Annotated in this window: 22 protein-coding genes and 1 tRNA gene; 13 read left to right on the forward strand and 10 right to left on the reverse strand. The window is 63.8% G+C overall.

Annotation, left to right across the window (positions count from 1 at the left end):
- Positions 1-70: 70 nt before the first annotated feature.
- A complete protein-coding gene (locus tag AB4074_RS20600) occupies positions 71-562 on the reverse strand; it encodes a YajQ family cyclic di-GMP-binding protein (protein WP_236812384.1) in 492 nt (163 codons plus the stop codon).
- Positions 563-748: 186 nt separating this feature from the next.
- Here AB4074_RS20600 and AB4074_RS20605 point away from each other — a divergent pair, with 186 nt between their 5' ends.
- Both AB4074_RS20605 and AB4074_RS20610 read left to right on the forward strand, forming a co-directional pair.
- The gene (locus AB4074_RS20605) at positions 749-1,015 is read left to right on the forward strand and encodes a hypothetical protein (protein ID WP_437771123.1); all 267 of its coding nucleotides are present in this window, start codon (positions 749-751) and stop codon (positions 1,013-1,015) included.
- Between the two features lie 129 nt (positions 1,016-1,144).
- Positions 1,145-1,226: transfer RNA gene (locus AB4074_RS20610), tRNA-Tyr, on the forward strand.
- Between the two features lie 232 nt (positions 1,227-1,458).
- On the opposite strand, the gene AB4074_RS20615 is transcribed toward AB4074_RS20610, so the two are convergent.
- Entirely contained in the window at positions 1,459-1,683 is a 225-nt protein-coding gene (locus AB4074_RS20615; RefSeq protein ID WP_441415060.1) for a hypothetical protein, read from the reverse strand.
- A gap of 139 nt (positions 1,684-1,822) precedes the next feature.
- Between AB4074_RS20615 and AB4074_RS20620 the strand changes: the two genes are divergently transcribed.
- Complete coding sequence (locus AB4074_RS20620) at positions 1,823-2,368, forward strand: acyl-CoA thioesterase (protein ID WP_441415061.1); 546 nt, start codon at positions 1,823-1,825, stop codon at positions 2,366-2,368.
- A gap of 45 nt (positions 2,369-2,413) precedes the next feature.
- On the opposite strand, the gene AB4074_RS20625 is transcribed toward AB4074_RS20620, so the two are convergent.
- From AB4074_RS20625 to AB4074_RS20635, 3 genes are read right to left on the reverse strand one after another with little or no spacing between them, the layout of a single operon-like run.
- Entirely contained in the window at positions 2,414-3,214 is an 801-nt protein-coding gene (locus AB4074_RS20625; protein ID WP_441415062.1) for an ABC transporter permease subunit, read from the reverse strand.
- Positions 3,207-4,190: an ABC transporter ATP-binding protein gene (locus AB4074_RS20630; RefSeq protein WP_441415063.1), complete on the reverse strand. Its 984-nt coding sequence runs from the start codon at positions 4,188-4,190 to the stop codon at positions 3,207-3,209. Before AB4074_RS20630 ends, AB4074_RS20625 begins: the two co-directional genes overlap by 8 nt.
- The gene (locus AB4074_RS20635; RefSeq protein ID WP_441415064.1) at positions 4,187-4,843 is read right to left on the reverse strand and encodes a TetR family transcriptional regulator; all 657 of its coding nucleotides are present in this window, start codon (positions 4,841-4,843) and stop codon (positions 4,187-4,189) included. The genes AB4074_RS20630 and AB4074_RS20635 overlap by 4 nt, the downstream gene beginning before the upstream one ends.
- A 175-nt stretch (positions 4,844-5,018) precedes the next feature.
- Between AB4074_RS20635 and AB4074_RS20640 the strand changes: the two genes are divergently transcribed.
- Entirely contained in the window at positions 5,019-5,390 is a 372-nt protein-coding gene (locus tag AB4074_RS20640) for a thioredoxin family protein (RefSeq protein ID WP_265981735.1), read from the forward strand.
- Here AB4074_RS20640 and AB4074_RS20645 read toward each other — a convergent pair.
- A complete protein-coding gene (locus tag AB4074_RS20645; RefSeq protein WP_441415065.1) occupies positions 5,387-5,665 on the reverse strand; it encodes a putative quinol monooxygenase in 279 nt (92 codons plus the stop codon). The genes AB4074_RS20640 and AB4074_RS20645 overlap by 4 nt on opposite strands.
- A 102-nt stretch (positions 5,666-5,767) precedes the next feature.
- Here AB4074_RS20645 and AB4074_RS20650 point away from each other — a divergent pair, with 102 nt between their 5' ends.
- Together AB4074_RS20650 and AB4074_RS20655 are read left to right on the forward strand one after the other, a co-directional pair.
- Positions 5,768-7,441: an AMP-binding protein gene (locus tag AB4074_RS20650; RefSeq protein ID WP_441415066.1), complete on the forward strand. Its 1,674-nt coding sequence runs from the start codon at positions 5,768-5,770 to the stop codon at positions 7,439-7,441.
- A 132-nt stretch (positions 7,442-7,573) separates the two neighbouring features.
- Positions 7,574-8,494, forward strand: coding sequence for a hypothetical protein (locus tag AB4074_RS20655; protein ID WP_441415067.1), 921 nt, complete (start codon positions 7,574-7,576; stop codon positions 8,492-8,494).
- Positions 8,495-8,568: 74 nt separating this feature from the next.
- On the opposite strand, the gene AB4074_RS20660 is transcribed toward AB4074_RS20655, so the two are convergent.
- A complete protein-coding gene (locus AB4074_RS20660) occupies positions 8,569-9,561 on the reverse strand; it encodes a DNA-3-methyladenine glycosylase family protein (RefSeq protein ID WP_441415068.1) in 993 nt (330 codons plus the stop codon).
- Between the two features lie 139 nt (positions 9,562-9,700).
- Between AB4074_RS20660 and AB4074_RS20665 the strand changes: the two genes are divergently transcribed.
- A complete protein-coding gene (locus AB4074_RS20665) occupies positions 9,701-10,108 on the forward strand; it encodes a VOC family protein (protein WP_236812371.1) in 408 nt (135 codons plus the stop codon).
- A gap of 9 nt (positions 10,109-10,117) precedes the next feature.
- Here AB4074_RS20665 and AB4074_RS20670 read toward each other — a convergent pair whose 3' ends face one another.
- Positions 10,118-10,546, reverse strand: a complete 429-nt coding sequence (locus AB4074_RS20670; RefSeq protein ID WP_441415069.1) for a VOC family protein — start codon at positions 10,544-10,546, stop codon at positions 10,118-10,120.
- 147 nt (positions 10,547-10,693) lie between these two features.
- Here AB4074_RS20670 and AB4074_RS20675 point away from each other — a divergent pair, with 147 nt between their 5' ends.
- Positions 10,694-12,079 carry a cystathionine beta-synthase gene (locus AB4074_RS20675; RefSeq protein WP_236812368.1) on the forward strand — a complete coding sequence of 462 codons (1,386 nt, stop codon included), beginning with the start codon at positions 10,694-10,696 and terminating at the stop codon, positions 12,077-12,079.
- Positions 12,080-12,093: 14 nt separating this feature from the next.
- Positions 12,094-13,257, forward strand: a complete 1,164-nt coding sequence (locus AB4074_RS20680) for a cystathionine gamma-synthase (RefSeq protein WP_437771114.1) — start codon at positions 12,094-12,096, stop codon at positions 13,255-13,257.
- Positions 13,258-13,367: 110 nt separating this feature from the next.
- On the opposite strand, the gene AB4074_RS20685 is transcribed toward AB4074_RS20680, so the two are convergent.
- Positions 13,368-15,500, reverse strand: a complete 2,133-nt coding sequence (locus tag AB4074_RS20685; protein ID WP_441415070.1) for a phosphocholine-specific phospholipase C — start codon at positions 15,498-15,500, stop codon at positions 13,368-13,370.
- Between the two features lie 201 nt (positions 15,501-15,701).
- Here AB4074_RS20685 and AB4074_RS20690 point away from each other — a divergent pair, with 201 nt between their 5' ends.
- Together AB4074_RS20690 and AB4074_RS20695 are read left to right on the forward strand one after the other, a co-directional pair.
- On the forward strand, positions 15,702-16,229 hold the full coding sequence (locus tag AB4074_RS20690; protein ID WP_441415071.1) for a winged helix-turn-helix transcriptional regulator: 528 nt from the start codon (positions 15,702-15,704) through the stop codon (positions 16,227-16,229).
- Entirely contained in the window at positions 16,226-17,602 is a 1,377-nt protein-coding gene (locus tag AB4074_RS20695; protein ID WP_441415072.1) for an MFS transporter, read from the forward strand. The genes AB4074_RS20690 and AB4074_RS20695 overlap by 4 nt, the downstream gene beginning before the upstream one ends.
- Positions 17,603-17,617: 15 nt before the next feature.
- Here AB4074_RS20695 and AB4074_RS20700 read toward each other — a convergent pair whose 3' ends face one another.
- Positions 17,618-18,802 carry an acyl-CoA dehydrogenase family protein gene (locus AB4074_RS20700; RefSeq protein WP_441415073.1) on the reverse strand — a complete coding sequence of 395 codons (1,185 nt, stop codon included), beginning with the start codon at positions 18,800-18,802 and terminating at the stop codon, positions 17,618-17,620.
- Positions 18,803-18,893: 91 nt separating this feature from the next.
- Between AB4074_RS20700 and AB4074_RS20705 the strand changes: the two genes are divergently transcribed.
- Both AB4074_RS20705 and AB4074_RS20710 read left to right on the forward strand, forming a co-directional pair.
- Positions 18,894-20,378 carry a sensor histidine kinase gene (locus AB4074_RS20705; protein ID WP_441415074.1) on the forward strand — a complete coding sequence of 495 codons (1,485 nt, stop codon included), beginning with the start codon at positions 18,894-18,896 and terminating at the stop codon, positions 20,376-20,378.
- Complete coding sequence (locus AB4074_RS20710; RefSeq protein ID WP_236812356.1) at positions 20,375-21,049, forward strand: response regulator; 675 nt, start codon at positions 20,375-20,377, stop codon at positions 21,047-21,049. The genes AB4074_RS20705 and AB4074_RS20710 overlap by 4 nt, the downstream gene beginning before the upstream one ends.
- Positions 21,050-21,068 lie beyond the last annotated feature (19 nt).

Below are 21,068 nucleotides of genomic sequence, written 5' to 3' on the forward strand. Positions count from 1 at the left end.
GCGTTGCCCACTCTGGGGGCAACGCGCCGTCGTCGTACTTCCGGATGGCGGCCTGGGCCGCAGCGAAGTCTTAGCTGCGGAAGTTCACGAACTGGAGATCGACCTCTTCGAACTTCTTCAGGATGTTCATGGTTTCCTGCAGGTCATCGCGGGACTTCGAGGTGACGCGGAGTTCGTCGCCCTGGATCTGGGACTTGACGGACTTCGGGGCTTCGTCGCGGATGATCTTGTTGATCTTCTTCGCGATGTCCTGGGCAATGCCCTCCTTGATGGAGCATTCCAGGCGAAATTCCTTGCCGGAAGGGTATGGCTCGCCCTGGTCGAGGGACTTGAGGGAGATGCCGCGCTTGATGAGCTTGGACTGGAAGACGTCCAGGACAGCGAGGATGCGGTCCTCGGAGTTGGCCTTCATGAGGATCTTTTCGCCGCTGAAGTCGATCTCCGCGCCGACGCCCTTGAAGTCGTATCGCTGTGCGATTTCCTTCTGGGACTGGTGGAGCGCGTTGGCGACTTCCTGCTTGTCTACCTTGCTGACGACGTCGAATGTGGATTCGCCTGCCATGACTCTCCTTTGGTTGTTGCGTTGCGGCCCGGAAACGGGCGGCTTTGTCTGCCAACCAGCCTAATACGGAAGCGCCCGGCGTGTGCTGAGCGTTCACAGTTCGCTCACAGCACACGCATGGCCGGAACTGAGACTGCCCAGACAGAGTTGTAACAGTTTGAAGATCCCATCCTGAAAGGGAGCACCATGAGCAACCAGGCCGTCCGTTACGTCACCAAGTCAGCCGCTGCCGCCGCCGGTTCAATCGGAGCCGCCGCCGCCACCGCAGCAACCGCGGTTGCAGCCGCGGCGCTCGCAGCGTCCGTGGTCCTGAGCCCGGTTCCTGATGCGGCATCGCGGATGGATGGTGTCCACTCGGACTTGTTGCGGGCCGTGCAGCTCAACCAGATCACGCTGGAGCAAGCAGCCAGTTTCGAGGCCAAGTTGGCGGGCCGGATATTTGGTGGGGCCTGAGATTTTCGCCTGTTTTGAGGCTTCGGCGCCTCGATTCGATTCTTCGGCAGAAGTTCTGTAAGGTTGTCTTGCTCGCGCTTACCGGATCGGAAACGAAACGATGATCGGGAGTGACTTCTTTTGAAGTTCGGCAGATTACCCGAGCGGCCAAAGGGGGCTGACTGTAAATCAGCTGGCAACGCCTACGGGGGTTCGAATCCCTCATCTGCCACAAAATTAAATCCCCGGAACCATATGGTTCCGGGGATTTTTTTGTTTGTCCGTGCTTGCTTGGAAGGGCCGTTCGACGCGGAAAATTTCGTGCGAGGCGCGGATGGACTCTCGACGCCCGAATTCCGGTGTCGTCAGGGATTTCGGGTGTCGACGACGAATTTCCGCGTCGCTGGCCTCTCGGGCGCGCACGACGGCGGGTGCCCACCGGCGGCGCCGTGCCCCCGCCGGTTTTAGCTCGCGCTGCCCGGCTCCAGCCAGTATCCGTCCTGATGGTGGACGAGTTGCCGACCCAGGCCTCCGGACAACTGGATCCAGAGCGTGCTGCGATCCTCGGTCATGCCGTCCAAGGTGCCCACGATCCTGTTGCCGCGGGTGTCCTGCAGCACCAGTTCCTGGTGGAGCGGCAGTTCCGGCCACACCTCTGCGTGTGTCCTGATGGTTTGGGTGGTGCTCACGGGATCTCCTTGGTGCCTTCTGCAATTTGTTTTCAGACATTCTTCCCGCGGCACGTGAACCGGCGGTAAACGGCATGCCATGTAGCGACACACAAAACGAAGCTGTGCCGAAATGTTACTGCGGAGTAACATGGCGGTTATGCATTTGCTTCTGCGAACCCTCTTGATCTTGTTCACCTCGTCCAGGCGGAGCCGGCTCAGCGTTTGGGGTATGTCCTCGTTGCCCATGCGCGTACTGCCCACGGACATCGACATCGCAATGCACGTAAACAACGGCATGTACTTCTCGCTGATGGATCTTGGACGCTTCGACCTTATGGTGCGTGCAGGGATCTGGCAGAAGATGCGCCGCCGGGGCTGGAGCCCCGTGGCTGCAGGGGAGACCATCGCATTCCGGAAGTCGTTGCAGCTTTGGCAGCAATACACCATCGAGTCCAAGATCATCGGGCTCGATTCCAAGGCAATCTACTTTGAACAACGCATGGTGGTGGACGGCGAGATCTACGCCCGCGCGCACATCGCCACCCGGCTTGTCGCCGAGGGCCGGCCTGTGAGCCAAGAGGAAATCCTGGCCGAGTTCGGCGAGCCTCCCGCAGACCTCGAGCTTCCTGAATGGATCCACGAGTGGCGCGAGAACAACGCGCTCCCCGGCGCCCGCAAGGCCGCCCCGCACCTCTGGCACTAGCCGAAGGTACCGCCGGCACTTGGGGCCCGGCGCCCGCAAGCGTCGCTACGCCCCGACGTCGCGCCTTTGCAGCGCAACCGCGCTCAGCAACACCAGTCCTGCCGAGATTCCCCATAGCCAGCCGGCGGCGGCCCAATCCGCCCCATTGGTCACCGGTGAGTTGCCGTAGGCCCAGTGATAAGGGGAGAGATTGAGGAGCCATTCGACGTCCGGACTTTGACGCCCGACGGCGTTGAACACGTAGCCTAGGACGCCCACCGCCGCACCGGCTGCCAGCCCGAACGTCTTTCGTCCGCTTATGGCACCGACGAACAGTGCTGTCGTGCCGCTCAAGAGGGCCAGCCCTGCAAAGAGGACAGTGGCGCCGAACAGGTTTTGCGGATTGATTTTGAGCCGGGCCGATTCATTGAGCATAAGGACTACCGAGAAGACGATGGCCGAGAGCAGCGCGATGCGCAGTAGCAGCGACAGCGCCCTTTCCAGCACAACCTGGGTGCGTGTGACCCCGTGTGCCAAAGTCAGTTCCAACTGGCCCGATTCCTCGTCGCCGCCCACAATGGCAGCGCCCCACGACACGGAGGCGATGGTCATAAGGAGGAATCCAATGAGTCCGTACACCGTTGCCTGGGTGTAGCCCGGTCCGGTTGCGATCTGGTCGTAGTTCAGAGCCTTGGTCATTTCGCGCGGAAGGGAATCGATCATGACCTGCATCTGAGAGCTGCTGCTGATTGACGGGAAGATCGGCACGTAGAGGGCGATCACCGCTGCAAGGCCCGCTGCCCAGCCGAGGGTTGAACGCCAAGGGTCGAGGAAAGCGCGCCTGAAGAGAGGCATTTTCCTATCCATTGCCGGTTCCTTTCAATGCCTCCAGCGGCTTCCGGGCCGTGCCGTTGCGCTTGCCGTTGCCTGAATTTCCCGTGTGTCCGTACAGCTTCAGTACCGATTCCTCCAAGTCAGGCTCTTCCAACACCAGGTCCTTCAGCTGAAGCGTGGACAGTGCTTGCACCAACGGTTGGATGCCGCCTTCTAGAACCGCGGACACCTCGACGCCGTCACCCGCTTTGAGCACCTCAAGCGCCCCGACGCCGGGTACCCGGCCCAACAGCGCACCGACGTCGTCTGCTGTGATGCCGCTGGCTGTGAGCCGCAAGTGCCGGAGGGCGGTTTCGCGGAGGGCATCCACTGTGGCTACGGTGACGATTTTGCCGTCCCGCAGGATCGCCACCTCGTCCGCGGCCTGCTGGACTTCGCTGAGGACATGCGAACTCAGGAAGACGGTTTGCCCGTTGTCGCGGGCTTCCCGCACCATGGCCAGGAACTCCTGTTGGACCAAGGGATCCAGCCCGCTGGTAGGTTCGTCCAAAACGAGGAGCTCGGGGCTGTGCATGAAGGCCTGGACCAGCCCAAGCTTCTGCTTGTTGCCCTTGGAAAGCTTGCGCGTGTGGCGGTCGAGGTCCAGGTCCAAACGCTCAGCGAGTTCGTCGATGCGTCCGGGTTTCACCGGACCGCTGATGGCCGCGTAGTGGTCCAGGAGCCTGCGCCCGGTGATGCGCTGCTCCAGGAACAGCTCGCCCGGGAGGTAGCCGATCCTGCGCCGTAGCTCAGGTCCTGAGTGGCGCGGATCTTCGCCGAGCACCTGAACATTTCCACCGCTGGGGCGGATGATGTCCAGCAGACAGCGCATGGTGGTGGTCTTGCCCGCACCATTGGGGCCGATAACGCCGAACACGCTGCCCGGTTCCACGCTGAAGTCGATGCCGTGCAGGACTTCCCGCCGCCCGAACTTCTTGCGCAGTCCTTCGACGACGATTGCCTGTCTCATGATGCGGTCTCCGTTCCGGTGGGTTCCGGCGCCCGTGCCTGCAGTGCTGCGCGCGCGGCATCGAGGAATCGGGTGTCGGTGTAGAAGCCGTTGGTGTAGAGGTCAACGGTAGGGAGCGTCAGTGCGCGGAGCATGTCCGGACCCAGCTCGCTCGTCCCGACCGCCCGGGCCGCGTGCCTGCCGAGCACCAGCATCGAGAGGCTATTCGTCGCGACCACGACGGCGGTGGTTGCCACATCGTCGAAGGCCCGGATAGTGCCGCCCGCGATTCCGGCCTCGATGATGGCCCGGGTCTGGGCCACCACGCCGTCAAAGAAGGCGTCGCCGGCGTCGGACTCGTCGCTGAGGGACTGCCGGACATATGCGATCTCGTGGGCGTATTGCTCGGGGTGGGACAGGAAGTTCCGGATCTGCGTGCCCACTGCCTGGGGGTCGGTTTTCTGGATGCCCTGTCCCGCGGTTTCGGCCAACACATGCGTGTCGCAGGCTTCTCGGAGACCGGCTTTGCTGCCGAAATGGTGGATCACGAGGCCCGGGCTCACTCTTGCCTCGGCGGCGACGGCCCGGATGGTGGCGGCGGCGAAGCCTTGCCTGCCGAACAAGGCAATCGCGGCGTCCCGGATGCGGGCGCGGGTGTTGAGATCGTCAACCATTGAACGCATGTTTAACATACTAAACATGCGTTCAATGGCTCGCAAGGCTTAGGTGATTTCTCCCCAACCGGCTCCGCTCGACCGGGTCCCAGCCGCCCGCCGTCGTGCTTTATTCCCGGTTTGCCGGGTAGCGAACAGAGGCGACTTAGGCGGCGCGGTCGCGTACCGTGGAAGCATGGCTACAGTTGACATCACCGGGGAGCAGTTCGCGTCGACCATCGAGGGCAATGACATTGTCCTCGTGGATTTCTGGGCTGCGTGGTGCGGCCCTTGCAGGCAGTTTGCCCCCACATACAAGGCCGCTTCCGAGAAGCATGACGATGTGTTCTTCGCCAAGGTGGACACGGAGGCCGAGCAGCAGCTCGCTGCCGAAGCCGGTATCTCCTCCATCCCCACGCTCATGGCGTTCCGCGAAAAGGTCCTCGTGTTCTCGCAGCCGGGCGCGCTGAACGGACCCCAGCTGGAGCAGGTCATCGAGGCCGTCAAGGGGCTCGACATGGATGAGGTCCACGCGCACATCGCAAAGCAGCGCGCAGAAAACTCCTAGAGGCGGTCGAGCTTCACCGGCTCGGCCAGCAGTGCACTGAGGGATTCGTTGAGGTCCTGGACGGCGATGCCCTTGGTGTGGATGTCGAGGTGTTCCTCGGAGGCCCACTGCTCGGTCAGGATCAGCTTGTCCTCGTTGGCTTCGGTGAGCTCGAAGCGGATGCAGCCGGGTTCGTTCACCACCTCGTCGATCGCGATTTCCAGCGCGAGCTTGACGCGGAAGAATTCGCCGTCGTTGGGAATGAACGTGGCCTGCAGGTCAATGGGTGCACTCATTGGATTCACATTACCGGCTGGCTAGGCAACGCCCTGAAATATTTTGTAGGACTTCCAAGCAAAAGTCTTCTCTTGGCCCCGCGGAGTTGGTAGCGTGCGTTCATGCTTTCCTACACAGCCGGGGACACTGACGTCCCGCTGCTTGAAGAGACCATCGGCGCCAACTTTGAACGCGTCGCGGCGCGGTTTCCGTTGCGGGATGCGCTGATCGAAGCCGCCGTGGTGCCCGGCGATGAGGCGCGGCGCTGGAGCTACGAAAAGCTGAACGACGACGTCGACCGGCTCGCGCGTGCGCTGCTCGCCAAGGGCGTCGCCAAAGGCGACAGAGTAGGCATCTGGAGCCCGAACTGCGCCGAGTGGACCATCCTGCAATACGCCACGGCGAAGGTCGGGGCGATCCTGGTCAACGTCAACCCGGCGTACCGCAGCCACGAACTGGAATTCGTGGTCCGCCAGAACGGCATGCGGATGCTGGTGGCCGCTCCATCGGACAAGAACAGCGACTATGTGGGCATGGCCCGGGAGGCCTTGGCCAGCTGTCCTGAGCTTCGAGAGCTGGTGTTCCTCCCCGATCTGGGACTGGACATGCTCAACGCAGGCGAACCGCAAACCGACGCCGAGCTGACGTACGCCGAACTGCTCAAGCGGGCGGACGACGTCGCGCCCGCAGCGCTCAAGGTTCGCATGGCGGAACTGGACCCGCACGATCCCATCAATCTGCAATACACCTCGGGGACCACAGGCTTCCCCAAGGGTGCCACGCTGACCCACCACAACATCCTCAACAACGGCAACCAGATCGGCAGGCTGCTGGGATATACGGAACGCGACCGGGTGGTCCTTCCGGTGCCGTTCTACCACTGCTTCGGCATGGTCATCGGGAACCTGAATGCCCTGAGCTACGGTGCGGCTACCATCATCCCCGGGCGCGGATTCACCCCGGCTGCCGCCCTGGAAGCCGTGCAGGATTTTGGCGGGACCTCGCTGTACGGCGTGCCCACCATGTTCATCGCCGAGCTGGCTTTGCCGGAGTTCGCCTCCTACGACCTCTCCACGCTGCGTACCGGCGTCATGGCAGGCTCTCTGTGCCCTATCGAGGTCATGGAGCGTGTCATCTCCGAGATGAACATGCGGGACGTGGCCATTTGCTACGGGATGACCGAGACTTCGCCCGTGTCCACTATGACCCTCGCGGCGGACACCCTGGAGCAGAGGACCACGACAGTAGGGCGCACGATGCCCCGGCTCGAGTCCAAGATCGTGGATCCAGGCACCGGCGAAACCCTGGAACGCGGCGGGATCGGCGAGTTGTGCACGCGGGGTTACGCCGTGATGGCAGGGTATTGGGGCCAGCCGGAGAAGACAGCCGAGGCTATCGACGACGACGGCTGGATGCACACCGGCGACCTCGCCCGGATGGACCCGGACGGCTTCATCGTGATCGAAGGCCGAATGAAGGACATGGTCATCCGCGGCGGCGAGAACGTCTATCCGCGCGAAATCGAGGAGTTCCTGTACCGGCATCCCGCCATCCAGGATGTCCAGGTCATCGGCGTTCCGGATGCCAAGTACGGCGAAGAGCTGATGGCCTGCATCATCCTCAAACCGGGAGCAGCTTTGGACCTGGACGGGGTGCAGGAGTTCTGCCGCGGCAAACTGGCCCACTACAAGATCCCGCGCTACGTGGACATCCGGGGGAGCTTCCCCATGACGGTGTCCGGCAAAGTGCGCAAGATCGACATGCGCGAAGAAGCGATCGCCCGCCTCGGACTCTAATTCCAACGCGGGGTCACTTACGGCCCATGTTGCTGCCCGACATGGGCCGTAAGTGACCCCGCGTTGGCGTGGTTGGAAGTCTGCCTGTGGATAACTCCTTGTCGGGGTCCGTTTGCGGCCAAACTGGATCCCATGGTCCGCATCATTCCTCTGCCGAAGGAACTCAGTAACCGTCCTTTCACGGTCTATGAATCCCGCGTGCTTGGCGTCGCTCCGAAGCGGCTCCGGGCCAGGGACGTGTCCGACGGCGGCCGCCTGATCTACTTGCCTGCGGGTCGCGAGTTTGAGTTTGCCGAAAGGGCACGGATCCTTGCCGCGGCAACACCGGGCGCCTGGGTGTCCCATGAGAGTGCCGCGATATTGACCCGCCTCGGCCTTCCTCCGTGGCTGGGCGGCGGCGAGACGGTCCACCTGAGCAAGCCCCATGCGCTTCCCAGGGTCCGACGAACTGGGGTGACGGGACACCGAGTCCGTGTCCTCCCGGAGGAAGTCACGGAAATTGACGGAATTCCTGTGTCCTCCCCATCCCGGACGTGGCTTGACCTGGCGCATCAGTTGCCGCTTCGGTACGTGATTGCCATGGGCGACCAGTTGATCCGCTTGCCCCGGCCGGGCCTAGAAGGAAGGACCAAGTCCTACGCAAACAAGGACGGGCTGCGGCTCCTGATTCGGCAGCATCCGAACATGAAAGGCGTCGAGAAGGCCCGGCTTGCCCTCGAAGACATGCGCGTCGGGGCAGATTCGTTTCCGGAGACATTCCTGCGGCTGGCCATGGTGGATGCGCGATTGCCTGAACCGGAACTGCAGCTCCGCCTCGATCCGGGCGATCCGTGGTCTCCTTCCGCGGACCTGGGGTACCGGCGATTCCGGATCGCCGTGCAGTATGACGGTGCCCCGCATCTCACGCGGGAACGGCAGACAAGGGACAACCGGAGGGACGAGGCTTTCACCAGCGCCGGCTGGTCCTACTTCAAGGCCAACGCCGATGACCTGGCCGAAGGGTTCACCGGCCTCATTGTCCGGATCAAGCGGGCGAAACTCCGCTCCGTCTAGGCCAACGCGGGGTCACTTACGGCCGATGCCGGGCAGCAACATGGGCCGTAAGTGACCCCGCGTTGCTAGTGACGCTAGTGCCCCCGGTGGTCCTGGATGGTCATCCGCGGTCCGAACGTCGGCTTGCGGAAGCCGCTGAGTCCGAGCATCCGGACTACCCGCTGCCGGTGCCCGCGCCAGGGTTCCAGGAGGGCGATCATTCCGGCGTCGTCCGTTTTCCTGCCCGTGAGCGCGTAACCGATGTACGAGGCCAAATGGTAGTCGCCCACCGCGATCGAATCCGGGCAACCATGGGTTCGTTGGACGACCTCGGCAGCCGTCCAGATGCCAATGCCAGGAATCGTCTGCATCTTGGCCCTGGCCTCCGCCGCGCTGAGTGAGGCGAGCCGTTCGAGCGCGACGGCGGATCGCAGCGCCCGCATGACTGTTGCAGAACGCTGGGGACCCACGCCGGCCTTGTGCCATTCCCATGAAGGAATGGCCAACCATTGGGCGGCGGTCGGCGCGACGAGCAGGCCCGACGGCAGGCTCGACGTCGAAAGGCGGCCCCCGCTTGGCGCTGCGGTCCCGTAACGGTACATCAGGTAGCGGTAGCCCCGACGGGCTTCGATAGTGGTGACCTTTTGCTCAAGAATCGTGGGTACGAGGGAGTCCACCACACGCCCGGTGGTAGGCAATCGGACGGCGAGGTTCCGGCGTCGGGCTTCCCTGACCATCCGCGGAAGAGTCGCATGGAACGCAGCCTCGTCAAAGCCGGACCAGTCGTCCCCGCTCCCCAACAGCGCAGGCACAGAGGCGATTGCCGAATCGGCGCCGGAGCCCCAAGCCTGGGCATCGACATGCGTGTCTTGGCCGGTTCCCGCGGCGGTGAGGCGCAAGGTGGCCGGACCGTCCGGCGTCGTGAACGCCGTCCACACGCCGTCATGCCGCGCCGCGAACGAGGGATCTCCGTTGCCGCGCATGAGGATTCCCAGGGTCTGCAGAAGGTCGAAAGGGCCGCCGGAGTGCCATCGCAGCGACGCGTCGGCCGCAGCCGCTGCGGCGGGTGGGGCATCGACGATGGTCATTCATTCATGGTCGCATGCTCGTCCGACAACACTCCAAAAGTGCGGCGTTCAAGCCCCTTACGCCGCGAAACCCACACGACTAGACTCCACGTGTGGCGCGGGGCGTCTGCGCCTTCCATGACAATTTCAGGAGAACGCAATGGCCGGTGTTGTGCATTTTGAAATCCCCGCGGACGACAAGGAGCGGGCCAACACTTTCTACCAGGGTGCCTTCGGCTGGATGCTCAACCCCATGCAGGAGATGGACTACACGATCGCAATCACCACGCCGTCAGACCCGCAGACGGGCATGCCGAGCTCGCCGGGGGCCATCAATGGCGCACTTTTCCCGCGCTCGGAAGAGCTGAAGACTCCCATCATCACGGTCGACGTCGAAGACATCGAGGCATCGCTCGGCCAAATCGAGAGTGCGGGCGGCTCAGTGGTCAAAGGCAAGGATGCTGTTCCGGGAATGGGCTACTACGCCTATTTCAAGGACACTGAAGGCAACATCCTGGGCCTCTGGCAGACCGACTCTTCGGCAGGAGGCACTGCACCGGCTGAGTGAGTCGGTTGCCTATTCTCCGAAGCGCCCGCGGGCCTCCGACGGAATCAATGGCTTCTCGGCACGGACCTTGAGTTCCTGCACCGCCCAGGTGTTTCCGTCCGGATCGCTGAAGCCGAAGAACGTGCCGCCGTCGCGCTCGTCAAAGACGGTGATTTCGCTGGCCTCGACTCCGCGGCTGAGCAATTCCTCGCGCGCAGCACGCGCATCCGCCACTACAAGTTGAAGGCCCCGCATGGAACCCGGCGCCATCTCGCTCTGCGCGGGCAGGTCTCCGACGACGATCGAACATCCGGAGCCCGGCGGGGTCAGCTGCGCCACGTGCATGTGCTCGTTCGTGGTGTTGTGGTCGAGGTTGAAGCCCACTTTGTCACGGTAGAACTCGATGGCACGGTCAATGTCACTCACGGGGAGCACAACCACTTCGAGGGTCCAATCCATGGTGCATGTCCTTTCCTTGGAGGGTGTCCCCGCTAGCTTGCCCCGCGAGGCCGTCCTTTGGCTAGACGCGAAGCGGACGCGGACCCGCCGCCGCCCCGACCCTCCGCTGCACCGAAGCAGTCCCGACCAAGCGGTAACTTGGTACCTATGAAGTACGCCCAGTCCGTCCTGGACCTCATTGGCAATACACCGCTCATCAAGCTCAACCACGTGACCGGGGACATCAAAGCCACCATTCTGGTGAAGCTCGAATATGTGAACCCCGGCGGCTCGATCAAAGACCGCATCGCGGTGAAGATGATCGAGGAGGCAGAGCGGGACGGAAAGCTCAAGCCGGGCGGAACCATCGTGGAACCGACCTCGGGCAATACCGGCGTCGGACTCGCCCTCGTGGCCCAGCAAAAGGGCTACAGGTGCATCTTCGTTGTCCCGGACAAAGTGGGCGAGGACAAGCGTGCTGTGCTTCAGGCGTACGGCGCCGAAGTTGTGGTCACTCCCACTTCTGTGGCCCCGGACAGTCCGCAAAGCTACTACAGCGTCTCCGACCGGCTCGTGTCGGAAATCCCCGGAGCCTACAAGCCGGACCAGTTCTCCAACCCCGCCGCCCCCGGCAGCCACTACGAAACCACCGGGCCAGAGATCTGGCGTGACACCGACGGGAAGATCACCCATGTGGTGATCGGCGCGGGCACAGGCGGCACCATTACCGGTACAGGGCGGTACCTCAAGGATGTGTCCGCCAACCGGCCGGAGTCCGACGGCGGCCGCGTCAAGGTCATCGGCGCAGACCCGGCAGGCTCGGTCTACTCGGGCGGCACCGGGCGGCCCTACTTCGTGGAAGGCGTCGGCGAGGACATGTGGCCGGCCAACTACGACAAGACCGTGCCGGACGATGTCATTGCCGTCAGCGACGCCGACTCCTTTGAGATGACCCGGCGACTGGCCCGCGAGGAAGGCCTCCTGGTCGGCGGGTCATCCGGCATGGCAGTAGTTGCCGCGTTGCAGGTGGCCAAAGACCTTGGCGAGGAAGCCGTCGTCGTCGTGATCCTGCCGGACTCCGGGCGCGGCTACCTGGCCAAGATCTTCAACGACAAGTGGATGCGCTCCTACGGTTTCCTCTCCGGCGGGGAGGAAGCCTCGGTTGGCGAGGTTTTGAAGTCCAAGACGGGCGAGATGCCGGACCTTGTCCACATTCATCCCAACGAGACCGTGCGCGATGTCATCAACATCATGAACGAATTCGGGGTTTCGCACATCCCGGTCCTCTCGCAGGAACCGCCGGTGGTCATGGGCGAGGTGCTCGGCGCCGTCGATGAGCGCACGCTGACCTCCAAGCTGTTCCGTGGCGAGGCGAAATTGACCGACAAGATCTCCGAGCACATGGGGGAGCGCCTGCCGGTCATCGGCTTCTTGGAAACCATCTCCGCCGCACGCGAGCTGCTTTCCGACGTCGACACTGTCATGGTGACGTTCGTCGGAGCTCCCGTGGGCATCCTGACCCGCCACGACCTTCTCGCCTACCTGAGCAACTGACACTAGGAGTACATATGTCTGCAAACGAAGCAGGATTCAACACGCGTGCCGTCCACGCCGGCCAGGCCTTCGAACCGCGCACCGGCGCCGTGGTCCCGCCGCTGCACTTCAGCTCGACGTATGCCCAGGACGGCATAGGCGGTTTGCGGGACGGCTACGAGTACGGCCGCGGCACCAACCCCACCCGCGATGCCCTGCAGGAACAGCTCGCCGCGCTCGAGGGCGGAACCCGCGCCTACAGCTTCAGCTCGGGCCTCGCCGCCGAGGACTCCCTGATCCGTGCCGTTGCCCGGCCCGGCGACCACATCGTCCTTGGCAACGACGCATACGGCGGAACGTACCGGCTCATCAACCGCGTGCTCGGTGAGTGGGGCATCGGCAACACACCAGTGGACATGTCCAACCTTGACGCCGTTGCGGCGGCCGTCGCGGCGAACAAGACCCGCATCGTCTGGGTGGAGACTCCTTCCAACCCGATGATGAAGATCACCGATATCGAGGCGCTCGCCAAAGTAGCGCACGACGCCGGTGCCCTCCTTGTCGTCGACAACACCTTCGCTTCGCCCTACTTGCAGACCCCGCTCGCCCTGGGTGCCGACGTCGTGGTCCACTCGACCACGAAGTACATCGGCGGCCACTCGGACGTCGTGGGCGGAGCGATCGTGGTCAAGGACGCCGAACTGGCCGAAAAGATCGGCTTTGTGCAGTTCGCTGTCGGCGCCGTGTCCGGACCTATGGATGCGTTCCTGACCACCCGGGGCCTCAAGACGCTCGGCGTGCGCATGGACCGCCACAGCGAGAACGCCCAGGCCGTGGCTGAATGGTTGCTTGAGCGCCCCGAGGTTGAAGCCGTGCTGTACCCGGGCCTGCCTTCCCACCCGGGCCACGAGCTCGCGGCCAAGCAGATGAAGAAGTTCGGCGGCATGATTTCCGTGCAGTTCAAGGGCGGCGAAGCTGCGGCCCGCAAGGTGGCCGAGTCCACCCAGGTCTTCACGCTGGCCGAATCCCTGGGCGGCATCGAGTCCCTCATGAACTACCCCTCGGAGATGACGCACGCTTCGGTCAAGGGCACTGAGCTGGCCGTTCCGGTCAACCTGATCCGGCTTTCCTGCGGCATCGAGGACGTCGAGGACCTGATCGCGGACCTCGAGCAGGCGATCGGCAACATCACTGACTGAAAGCCCCTCAACTTCTGACCTTTTTTGATGACCAGATCGGCCGGGACGCGCCATCACAGCGGCGCGTCCCGGCCGATTTGCATTCAAACATGGTCAGGAGTGGTGTCTCCCTAGCCGGAGATGCCCACCTGGCCGTCTTCTTCGCGCCCCGTGAGGCGGCGACGGAAGGAAGGGTCGTCCGGTGAGGTCAATTCGACGTCGTACCAGCCTTGGAGCGTCTGCCAGCCGATTTTCTTCTTCTGGCCCGGCTTCAAGACCTGCTGGTCAGCATCCCCGACATACTGCAGCGCTGCGATGTTGAGTTGGACGGTCTTGTCTCCGTTGTTGCGCAATTCGATTTCCACTGCCTTCTGGCCGCGCGGGCCATTGACGGTGACGTCGACGCCGGACGCGGCACCCGCCGTCGAGCCCTTCAGTTCGTATTGGTAACGGTTGGGGCCCGTGACGATCAAGTCAAAGGAGCCTCCGGCAAGTGGCAACTGCACCGTCACCGGGCCCTTCACATCGACGTGCCGCGGTTCGGTGACCTCGCCCGCGTAGCCGTAAACCGTGAAGTGGGCAGACTGCGTGCCGTTGTTGTCCAGGGACAGTGCAATGTTGCTGGCCGTCACCGCAGCGGATGTCCGTGGCCGGTAGGGAAGCGGGCGTGCCGGTCGGCTTCCGGATTCCTGGATGGGTGCCACCTGCACGGCCGGCGGGTTCGGACGCCAGCGGGAGATCTTGGCCGGCACCGGACCCGGGTGATCCAGGGCCGGCGGCGAGCCCGCGGCGTCGAAATTGAAGACGCCGGTCAAGTCACCGCACACCTCACGGCGCCACGGCGAAATGTTCGGTTCCTGCACGCCGGTCCAGCGCTCCAGGAAACGGATGACGGAGGTGTGGTCGAAAACCTCGGAGCTGACATAGCCCCCGATGGTCCACGGTGACACGACGGTCATAGGGACACGGGGTCCGAGGCCAACGGGCAACGCCGTGGTCCAGTCCGTGGATTCGCCCGATTCCGGGCGAGGCTGCACGGGCGGGGGAACGTGGTCGAAGTAGCCATCGTTCTCGTCGAAATTCAGGAAGATGGCGGTGCTGGCCCAGATCTCCGGGTTGCTGGCAACGGTGTCCAGCAGGCGGTAGACGAAGTTGGCGCTTCCCACGGGCGTGGAGGAACTGGGGTGCTCGGAATCGGCAGCGGAGGGTACGAGCCAGCTGACCTGCGGCAGGGAGCCTGCGCTGATGTCTGCGCTGAGGCGCTGCAAGAGGGTGTTAGGGCGGCCGCGACGCATGCCCTTGTCGAAGAGAGCCTTCTCGGCGTCGCTCAGGAGCCCCCGGGCTTGTTCCAACTGGGCGAGGAGGCGGTCCTGCTCGGCCGGCGTCTTGCCCGCGAGTTTGTCGTAGAACTCCTCGGCGGTGCGCAGGTTCCCGTCCACAGCTGCCAGCATCTTGTGGCCGATCGCCTTGAATGTCTGGAAGTACTCCACCGCGTTGTCCGTGAAGTTGTCCCAATCCTGGTAGATCTGCCAAGAGATGCCGGCCTGTTCAAGCCGTTCCGGGTAAGTGGTCCAGTTGTAGCCCCCATGGTCGTAGCTGTAGGCGGCGTTCGTCACGGCACGCTTGGTGCTGCCGGGCTCGGTTCCCGTGGTGCCGCTCCAGAGGTAGTTGCGGTTGGGGTTGGTGGAGCCGTTCACGGAGCAGTGGTAGGCATCGCAGATCGTGAAAGTGTCAGCGAGCTCGTACTGCAAGGGGATGTCCGAGCGCTCATAGAACGTCATCGTGGAGGCGCTCTTGGCCGGGACCCACTTGTCGCACCAGCCGTGATTCCATGCTGCAGTAGTGCCCGAGAAAGAGTGGTCCAAGGCGTTCAGGTACTGGATATCCGAATCCGGCCGGCCGGCGAGCTCCGCAGCTTTGCGAAGTGAGAACGGCAGGACGCTTTCGCCGGTGACGCGGGGCTGTTCGAACATGGAACGGCCGTTGGGCAGCCGGGTGATGGACTTGTCTGAGTAGCCGCGTACACCGCGGAGCGAACCGAAGTAGTGGTCGAAGGAACGGTTCTCCTGCATGAGCACAATGACGTGCTTGATGGACTGGAGGCTTCCCGGCACCACCGGCTTGGCCATGGCTGCCTGGACGGAAGGCGGCAAGAGCGAACCCGTGGCTGCGAGGGCTGTGGCTGCGGCGGCGGTGCCGAGAAAGCCTCGTCGGGAGATTCCAGCGTTGGAATGATTCTTCGTTTGGCGGGTGTCCGTTGACATCGAAGAGCTGCCTTTCATAAGCGGGATTGACCCTGCGAATCTAGGCTCCCCGGATAAACCCTCGGTAAAATTCGAAGACATCATCCGGCCACCGTGCGGTCTCTTGATGGCCACGGACGATGGCCACAGGCAATGGCGCCGGACGATGTAGCCGGGCAATGACTCCTAGCTTTCTTTAGAAAAGCCAGCTAATCTCAAACCATGCCCTTACGATCCGATTGGTCCGAGCGGACGTGCAGCCTGGCCCGCGGCCTCGATATCCTCGGAGACCCGTGGGGGAGCCTGGTGCTGCGCGAGGTCTTCTTCGGCAACGGTCGCTTCGACGCCATCAAGACCCGGCTCCACATCGCGGACAACGTCCTCAGCAAAAGACTGGGTTGGCTGGTTGAAGCGGGCCTCCTTGCCCAACGGCCCTACCTGGATGGCGCCCGCACGCGCCAGGAGTACGTCCTCACCCCCAAGGGCGAAGATGCCTTGCCTGTATTGAACGCCATCATCCTCTGGTCCGAGAAACATCTCGATGCGCCGGCGGACAACGCCCACATGCGCGTGATTCACAACGGTTGCGGACTGCCGACGGCGTCGGCTGATACCTGCTCCCACTGCGGGTCCCGGCTGACCGCCGCCAACACCAGCTGGCATAGCCTCACGCGGTCCGAACACCCGTTGGCTTTGGCCACTGCTCCTCCCAGACGCGACCTCCCGAATGAATCGGAGCCCTCCGCATGACCGCACCCAATCCCACCAAACTTTCCGCCGGCAAATCAGCTGGCAAGACTCCGCGGAAGCGGCGCCTCCACCCCGCCTGGATGGTGGCCGCCGTCGCGTTCCTGGCACTTGTGGGCGCTGCCGGGTTCCGCGCAGCGCCCGGCGTGCTCATGGTGCCGCTGCAGCAGGAATTCGGCTGGTCAACAACCGTCCTGTCGCTCGCCGTCAGCATCAACCTGGTGTTGTTCGGCCTCACGGCGCCCTTCGCTGCCGCGCTCATGGAACGCTTCGGCATCCGCACCGTCACCTCGATTGCCCTCTGCCTGATCGGCCTCGGCTCCGCGCTGACGGTGTTCGTGAACCAGTCCTGGGAGATCCTGCTGACCTGGGGTGTGCTGATCGGGCTCGGCACCGGATCCATGGCCCTGGTTTTCGCGGCCACCATCGCCAACACGTGGTTCTCCAAGAACCGTGGACTCGTGATCGGCATCCTGACGGCGGGCAGCGCCGCCGGGCAGCTTGTGTTCCTGCCCTTCATCGCGGTGCTCGCGCAGAGCCCGGGCTGGCGTGGCGCCTCGCTGCTCATCGCAGCCGGGGCGCTTGCCGTAGTGCCGCTCGTGTTGCGCTGGCTCAAGAACTCGCCCGCCGACGTCGGGGTCCAGCCTTACGGTGCCGAAGAAGAGCAGCCGACGACGGCGGAAGCCGCCCCTGTCGCGGACGCCACCCAAGCTGAAGGCGCCAAGACGCCTAACGCGGCCGTGCGGGCCCTGCAGGTCCTCAAACGCGCCAGCAAAGTGCGCACCTTTTGGGCACTGGTTGCCGGTTTCGCCATCTGCGGTGCCACCACCAACGGCCTGATCGGCACCCACTTCATTCCCTCGGCGCACGACCACGGAATGCCGGAAACCACCGCAGCAGGCTTGCTGGCCGTCGTCGGGATCTTCGACATCGTCGGCACCATCGCTTCCGGGTGGTTGACGGACCGCTTCAACCCCAAGGTGCTCCTGGCCGTCTATTACCAGTTCCGCGGGGTCGGGCTGTTGGTGCTGCCCGTGCTTTTGGGGTCCACGGTGCAACCCAGCATGATCCTGTTCGTTGTGGTCTACGGCCTGGACTGGGTAGCCACGGTGCCCCCGACGGCGGCCATCTGCCGGAAGGTGTTCGGGGCGGACGGTTCGGTGGTGTTCGGCTGGGTCTTCGCCGCGCACCAGCTCGGGGCCGCGGCCGCCGCGTTGCTCGCAGGTTACATCCGGGACGCCACGGGCCACTACACCTATGCATGGATCGGTGCGGCAGCGATGTGCACGGTGGCCGCCGTCATCAGCGCGACAATCCGCCAGGATACAAAGAAGAAGGATGCGGGGAAGAAGGAACCGGTTCCTGTCGGAGCCTGATCCTCGCGCAGGAAGCTAGCGGAAAGCCGGAACCCCCGTGATGTGTTGGCCCAGGATCAGCGTGTGTACCTCGTCCGTCCCTTCGTAGGTGCGCACTGATTCCAGGTTGTTGGCATGGCGCAACGGCGGGTAATCCAGCGTGATGCCGTTGCCACCCAGAATGGTGCGGGCTTCGCGGGCGATCTTGATTGCCTCGCGCACATTGTTGAGCTTGCCCACCGAGATCTGTTCCGCTCGCAGTTTGCCTGCATCCTTGAGCCGTCCCAGATGTAGCGCGAGCATGGTGCCCTTCTGGATTTCCAGGACCATGTTCACGAGCTTCTCTTGGGTCAACTGGTAGCTGGCCAAGGGTTTGCCGAATTGCATGCGGCTTCCGGCATATTCGAGCGCGGCCTCGTAGGAGTCACGGGCCGCGCCCATGGCACCCCAAGCAATGCCGAATCGCGCCTCGTTGAGGCAGGAGAACGGGCCGCGGAGGCCAACGGCACCCGGGAGGAGGGCGTCCGGACCGAGCCGGACGGCGTCGAACACCACATCGCACTGGATCGAGGCGCGCATGGAGAGCTTCGCGTCGATGGGAGTCGTGGTGACTCCCGGAGTTCCGGCGGGAACCAGGAAGCCCCGGATGCCGTCGTCAGTGTTTGCCCACACGATCATGACGTCGGCGATCGATGCCATCCCGATCCAGCGCTTCGAACCATTCAGCACCCAGCCGGCGTCGTCGCCCGTCCCGTCGCGGCGCGCAAAGCTGGCCATCGACGACGGATCCGAACCCGCCGTCGGCTCTGTCAAGGCAAAACAGCCGATCAGTTCGCCGGCTGCCATGCGCGGGAGCCATTGCTCCTTCTGCTCTTCGCTGCCCCACTTGTGGATCGCCGTCATGGCCAGGGAGCCCTGGACCGATACGAAGGTCCGGATGCCGGAATCGCCGGCCTCGAGTTCCATCGCGGCGAGGCCGTATTCGACGGCGGTGCGGCCCGGGCAGCCGTAGCCCTCCAGGTGCATGCCGAGGACGCCGAGTTCGCCGAGTTCCGCCGGCAGTTCCCGCGGGAACACCGCGTCCTCGTACCAGCGGGCGATGTTCGGCCGGATCCGCTGGTCGGTGAAATCACGTACCTTCTCCCGAAGCTCCATTTCCTCGGAGCTCAAGAGGGAATCGAGGGCAAGGACATCGGAGGTATTCGTCGTTGAATGGCTCATGCCAGCATCCTAAGGCCGGACATGTTCCCCGAAGCGTCCTGTAGAGACCGTCGACGCGGGCGCGGCACCCGCGCCGTGCCAGAATTGAGCCATGGCCGCCGCGGACGTGAACGCAATAGGGCTGCAGCTTCGGGCAGCCAAGGGGATCGGGCGACGCCGCATCCTGGCAGGCCTGGTCCTGGCCCTGCTGCTACCCTCTGCCATCGAAGTCATCGTATCCGTGCTGGAATACCGGAACTTCGCCATGATCATGCTCTTCCAGCTGGCCGTCTCCGCCGCCGTTGCCGCAATCGGGGGATTATGGCCGGCCGTGGTCTCCGCCGTCCTCGGCAGCATGCTCTTGAACTACTTCTCGGCCGAACCGGTGGGCTCCCTATCGATCGCGGATCCCGCCACGCTTCTCACTCTGGTCATCTTCCTTGCTGTGGCGTGCGGAGTGGCGCTCGCCGTCGGTTTGGCGACCCGACGGGCCCAAGAGGCCGCGCATTCCGGCGCCGAAGCAAAGGCCCTCAGCGAATTGGCCCTTCGTATCCTGAGCTCGGACGGCAGCCTCGAGTCTTTCCTCGACAAGATCCGCGTTAACCTCGGCATGGAGTCGATGACGCTGCTCTCCACGTTTGACTCGCCGGATGCCCCCGGGCCCAACTGGCAGGTCCTTGCAAGCTCAGGGCTCCAACCGCCGGTGACCCATGCGGCAGCCGACCATGCCGCCGTCGTCGATCGCAACTACACGCTCCTGCTCCGGGGCGGGCCGCTTTCCGAACAGCATCGGCGCATGCTCGCGGCGTTCGGCGCCTTCGTGGTGGCGTTGCGGGAGCGCCAGCAACTCGTCAAGAGCAGGCAGGACAACGTGCGCCTGGCCGAAGGCAACAAAATGCGGACCTCGATCCTGCGCGCCGTCTCCCATGATCTCCGCACTCCGCTGGCGGGCATCAAGCTTGCTGTCAGCAGCCTGCGGCAGGAAGACGTGACCTTTGCCCCCGAAGACGAGCGCGAACTGTTGGCCACCATCGAGGACTACGCGGACCGCTTGGATCACCTGGTGGATAACTTGCTGGACATGTCCCGGATCACCGCGGATGCCGTGAACCCGCTGCTGCGCGGACTGGGCTGGCACCAGATCATGCCGGAGGCTTTGCGAGGCGTGCCGGGGGAGCGCATCCGCAACGAGCTTCCTGCCAACCTTCCGTATGTAGAGGCCGACGCCGGGATACTGGAACGCGTCGTGGCGAACCTCGTGGAAAACGCAGTGAAATACGCACCTGACTCCGATGTTGTGCTTGTCGCCCGGACCGGAGCGGGCATCACGGTGGACGGGCGGCCGGCCAGCGAACTGCGGGTGATGGACCATGGTTTGGGGATCGCGCCCGCGGCAGTCCTGGAGCTTTTCCAGCCTTTCCAACGACTCGATGATTCTCCATCCAGCCGGGACGGCCGCAGCGGAATCGGTTTGGGACTCGCTGTCGCCAAGGGATTCACGGAGGCCATGGGCGGTACGCTCATGGCTGAGGCGACGCCGGGAGGCGGGCTGACCATGGTGGTCACACTCCCTCTGTGGACAGGAGGGCGGCCTTGAACCTCGTGCTGATCGTGGAAGATGAGGCGCAGATCGCCCGCGCGATGCAAATCAATCTCCATGCCCACGGCTACCACGCCATCAGCGTGGGCAACGGCGCGGATGCGCTTAAGGCGGCGGCCCAGCAGCCCGTGGACATCGTGGTGCTCGACCTTGGGCTTCCGGACATGGATGGCGTGGATGTGATCAAAGGAATCCGGGGCTGGAGCAGCATGCCCATCATCGTGTTGTCCGCCCGGCACGGTTCGGAAGACAAAGTAGAGGCCCTCGACGCCGGAGCCGACGACTACGTGACCAAGCCTTTCGGCCTGGACGAACTGCTGGCCAGGCTCCGTGCCGCCTCGCGGCGGGCAGCGCCCCGGCACGAAGTGCCGACGCTCCAGACCGCCGACTTCCTGGTTGACCTGGCCGGAAAGAAGATCACCAAAGACGGCGCAGAAGTGCGGCTGACACCCACCGAGTGGAACATCCTGGAATTGCTGGTGCGCAACGCCGGCCGGCTGGTCAGCCAGCAGCAGATCCTCACCCAGGTCTGGGGACAGGCCTACGCGAAGGAGACCCAGTACCTGCGTGTCTACATTGCGCAGCTCCGGCGCAAGCTCGAACGCGACCCTGCACAGCCCCGCCATCTCCACACCGAGGCCGGCATGGGATATCGCTTCGATCCGTAGCTGCGTACGTAGACTGTAG

It is taken from the genome of Arthrobacter sp. 2MCAF14, assembly GCF_052115645.1.
Taxonomy (GTDB): Bacteria; Actinomycetota; Actinomycetes; order Actinomycetales; family Micrococcaceae; genus Arthrobacter.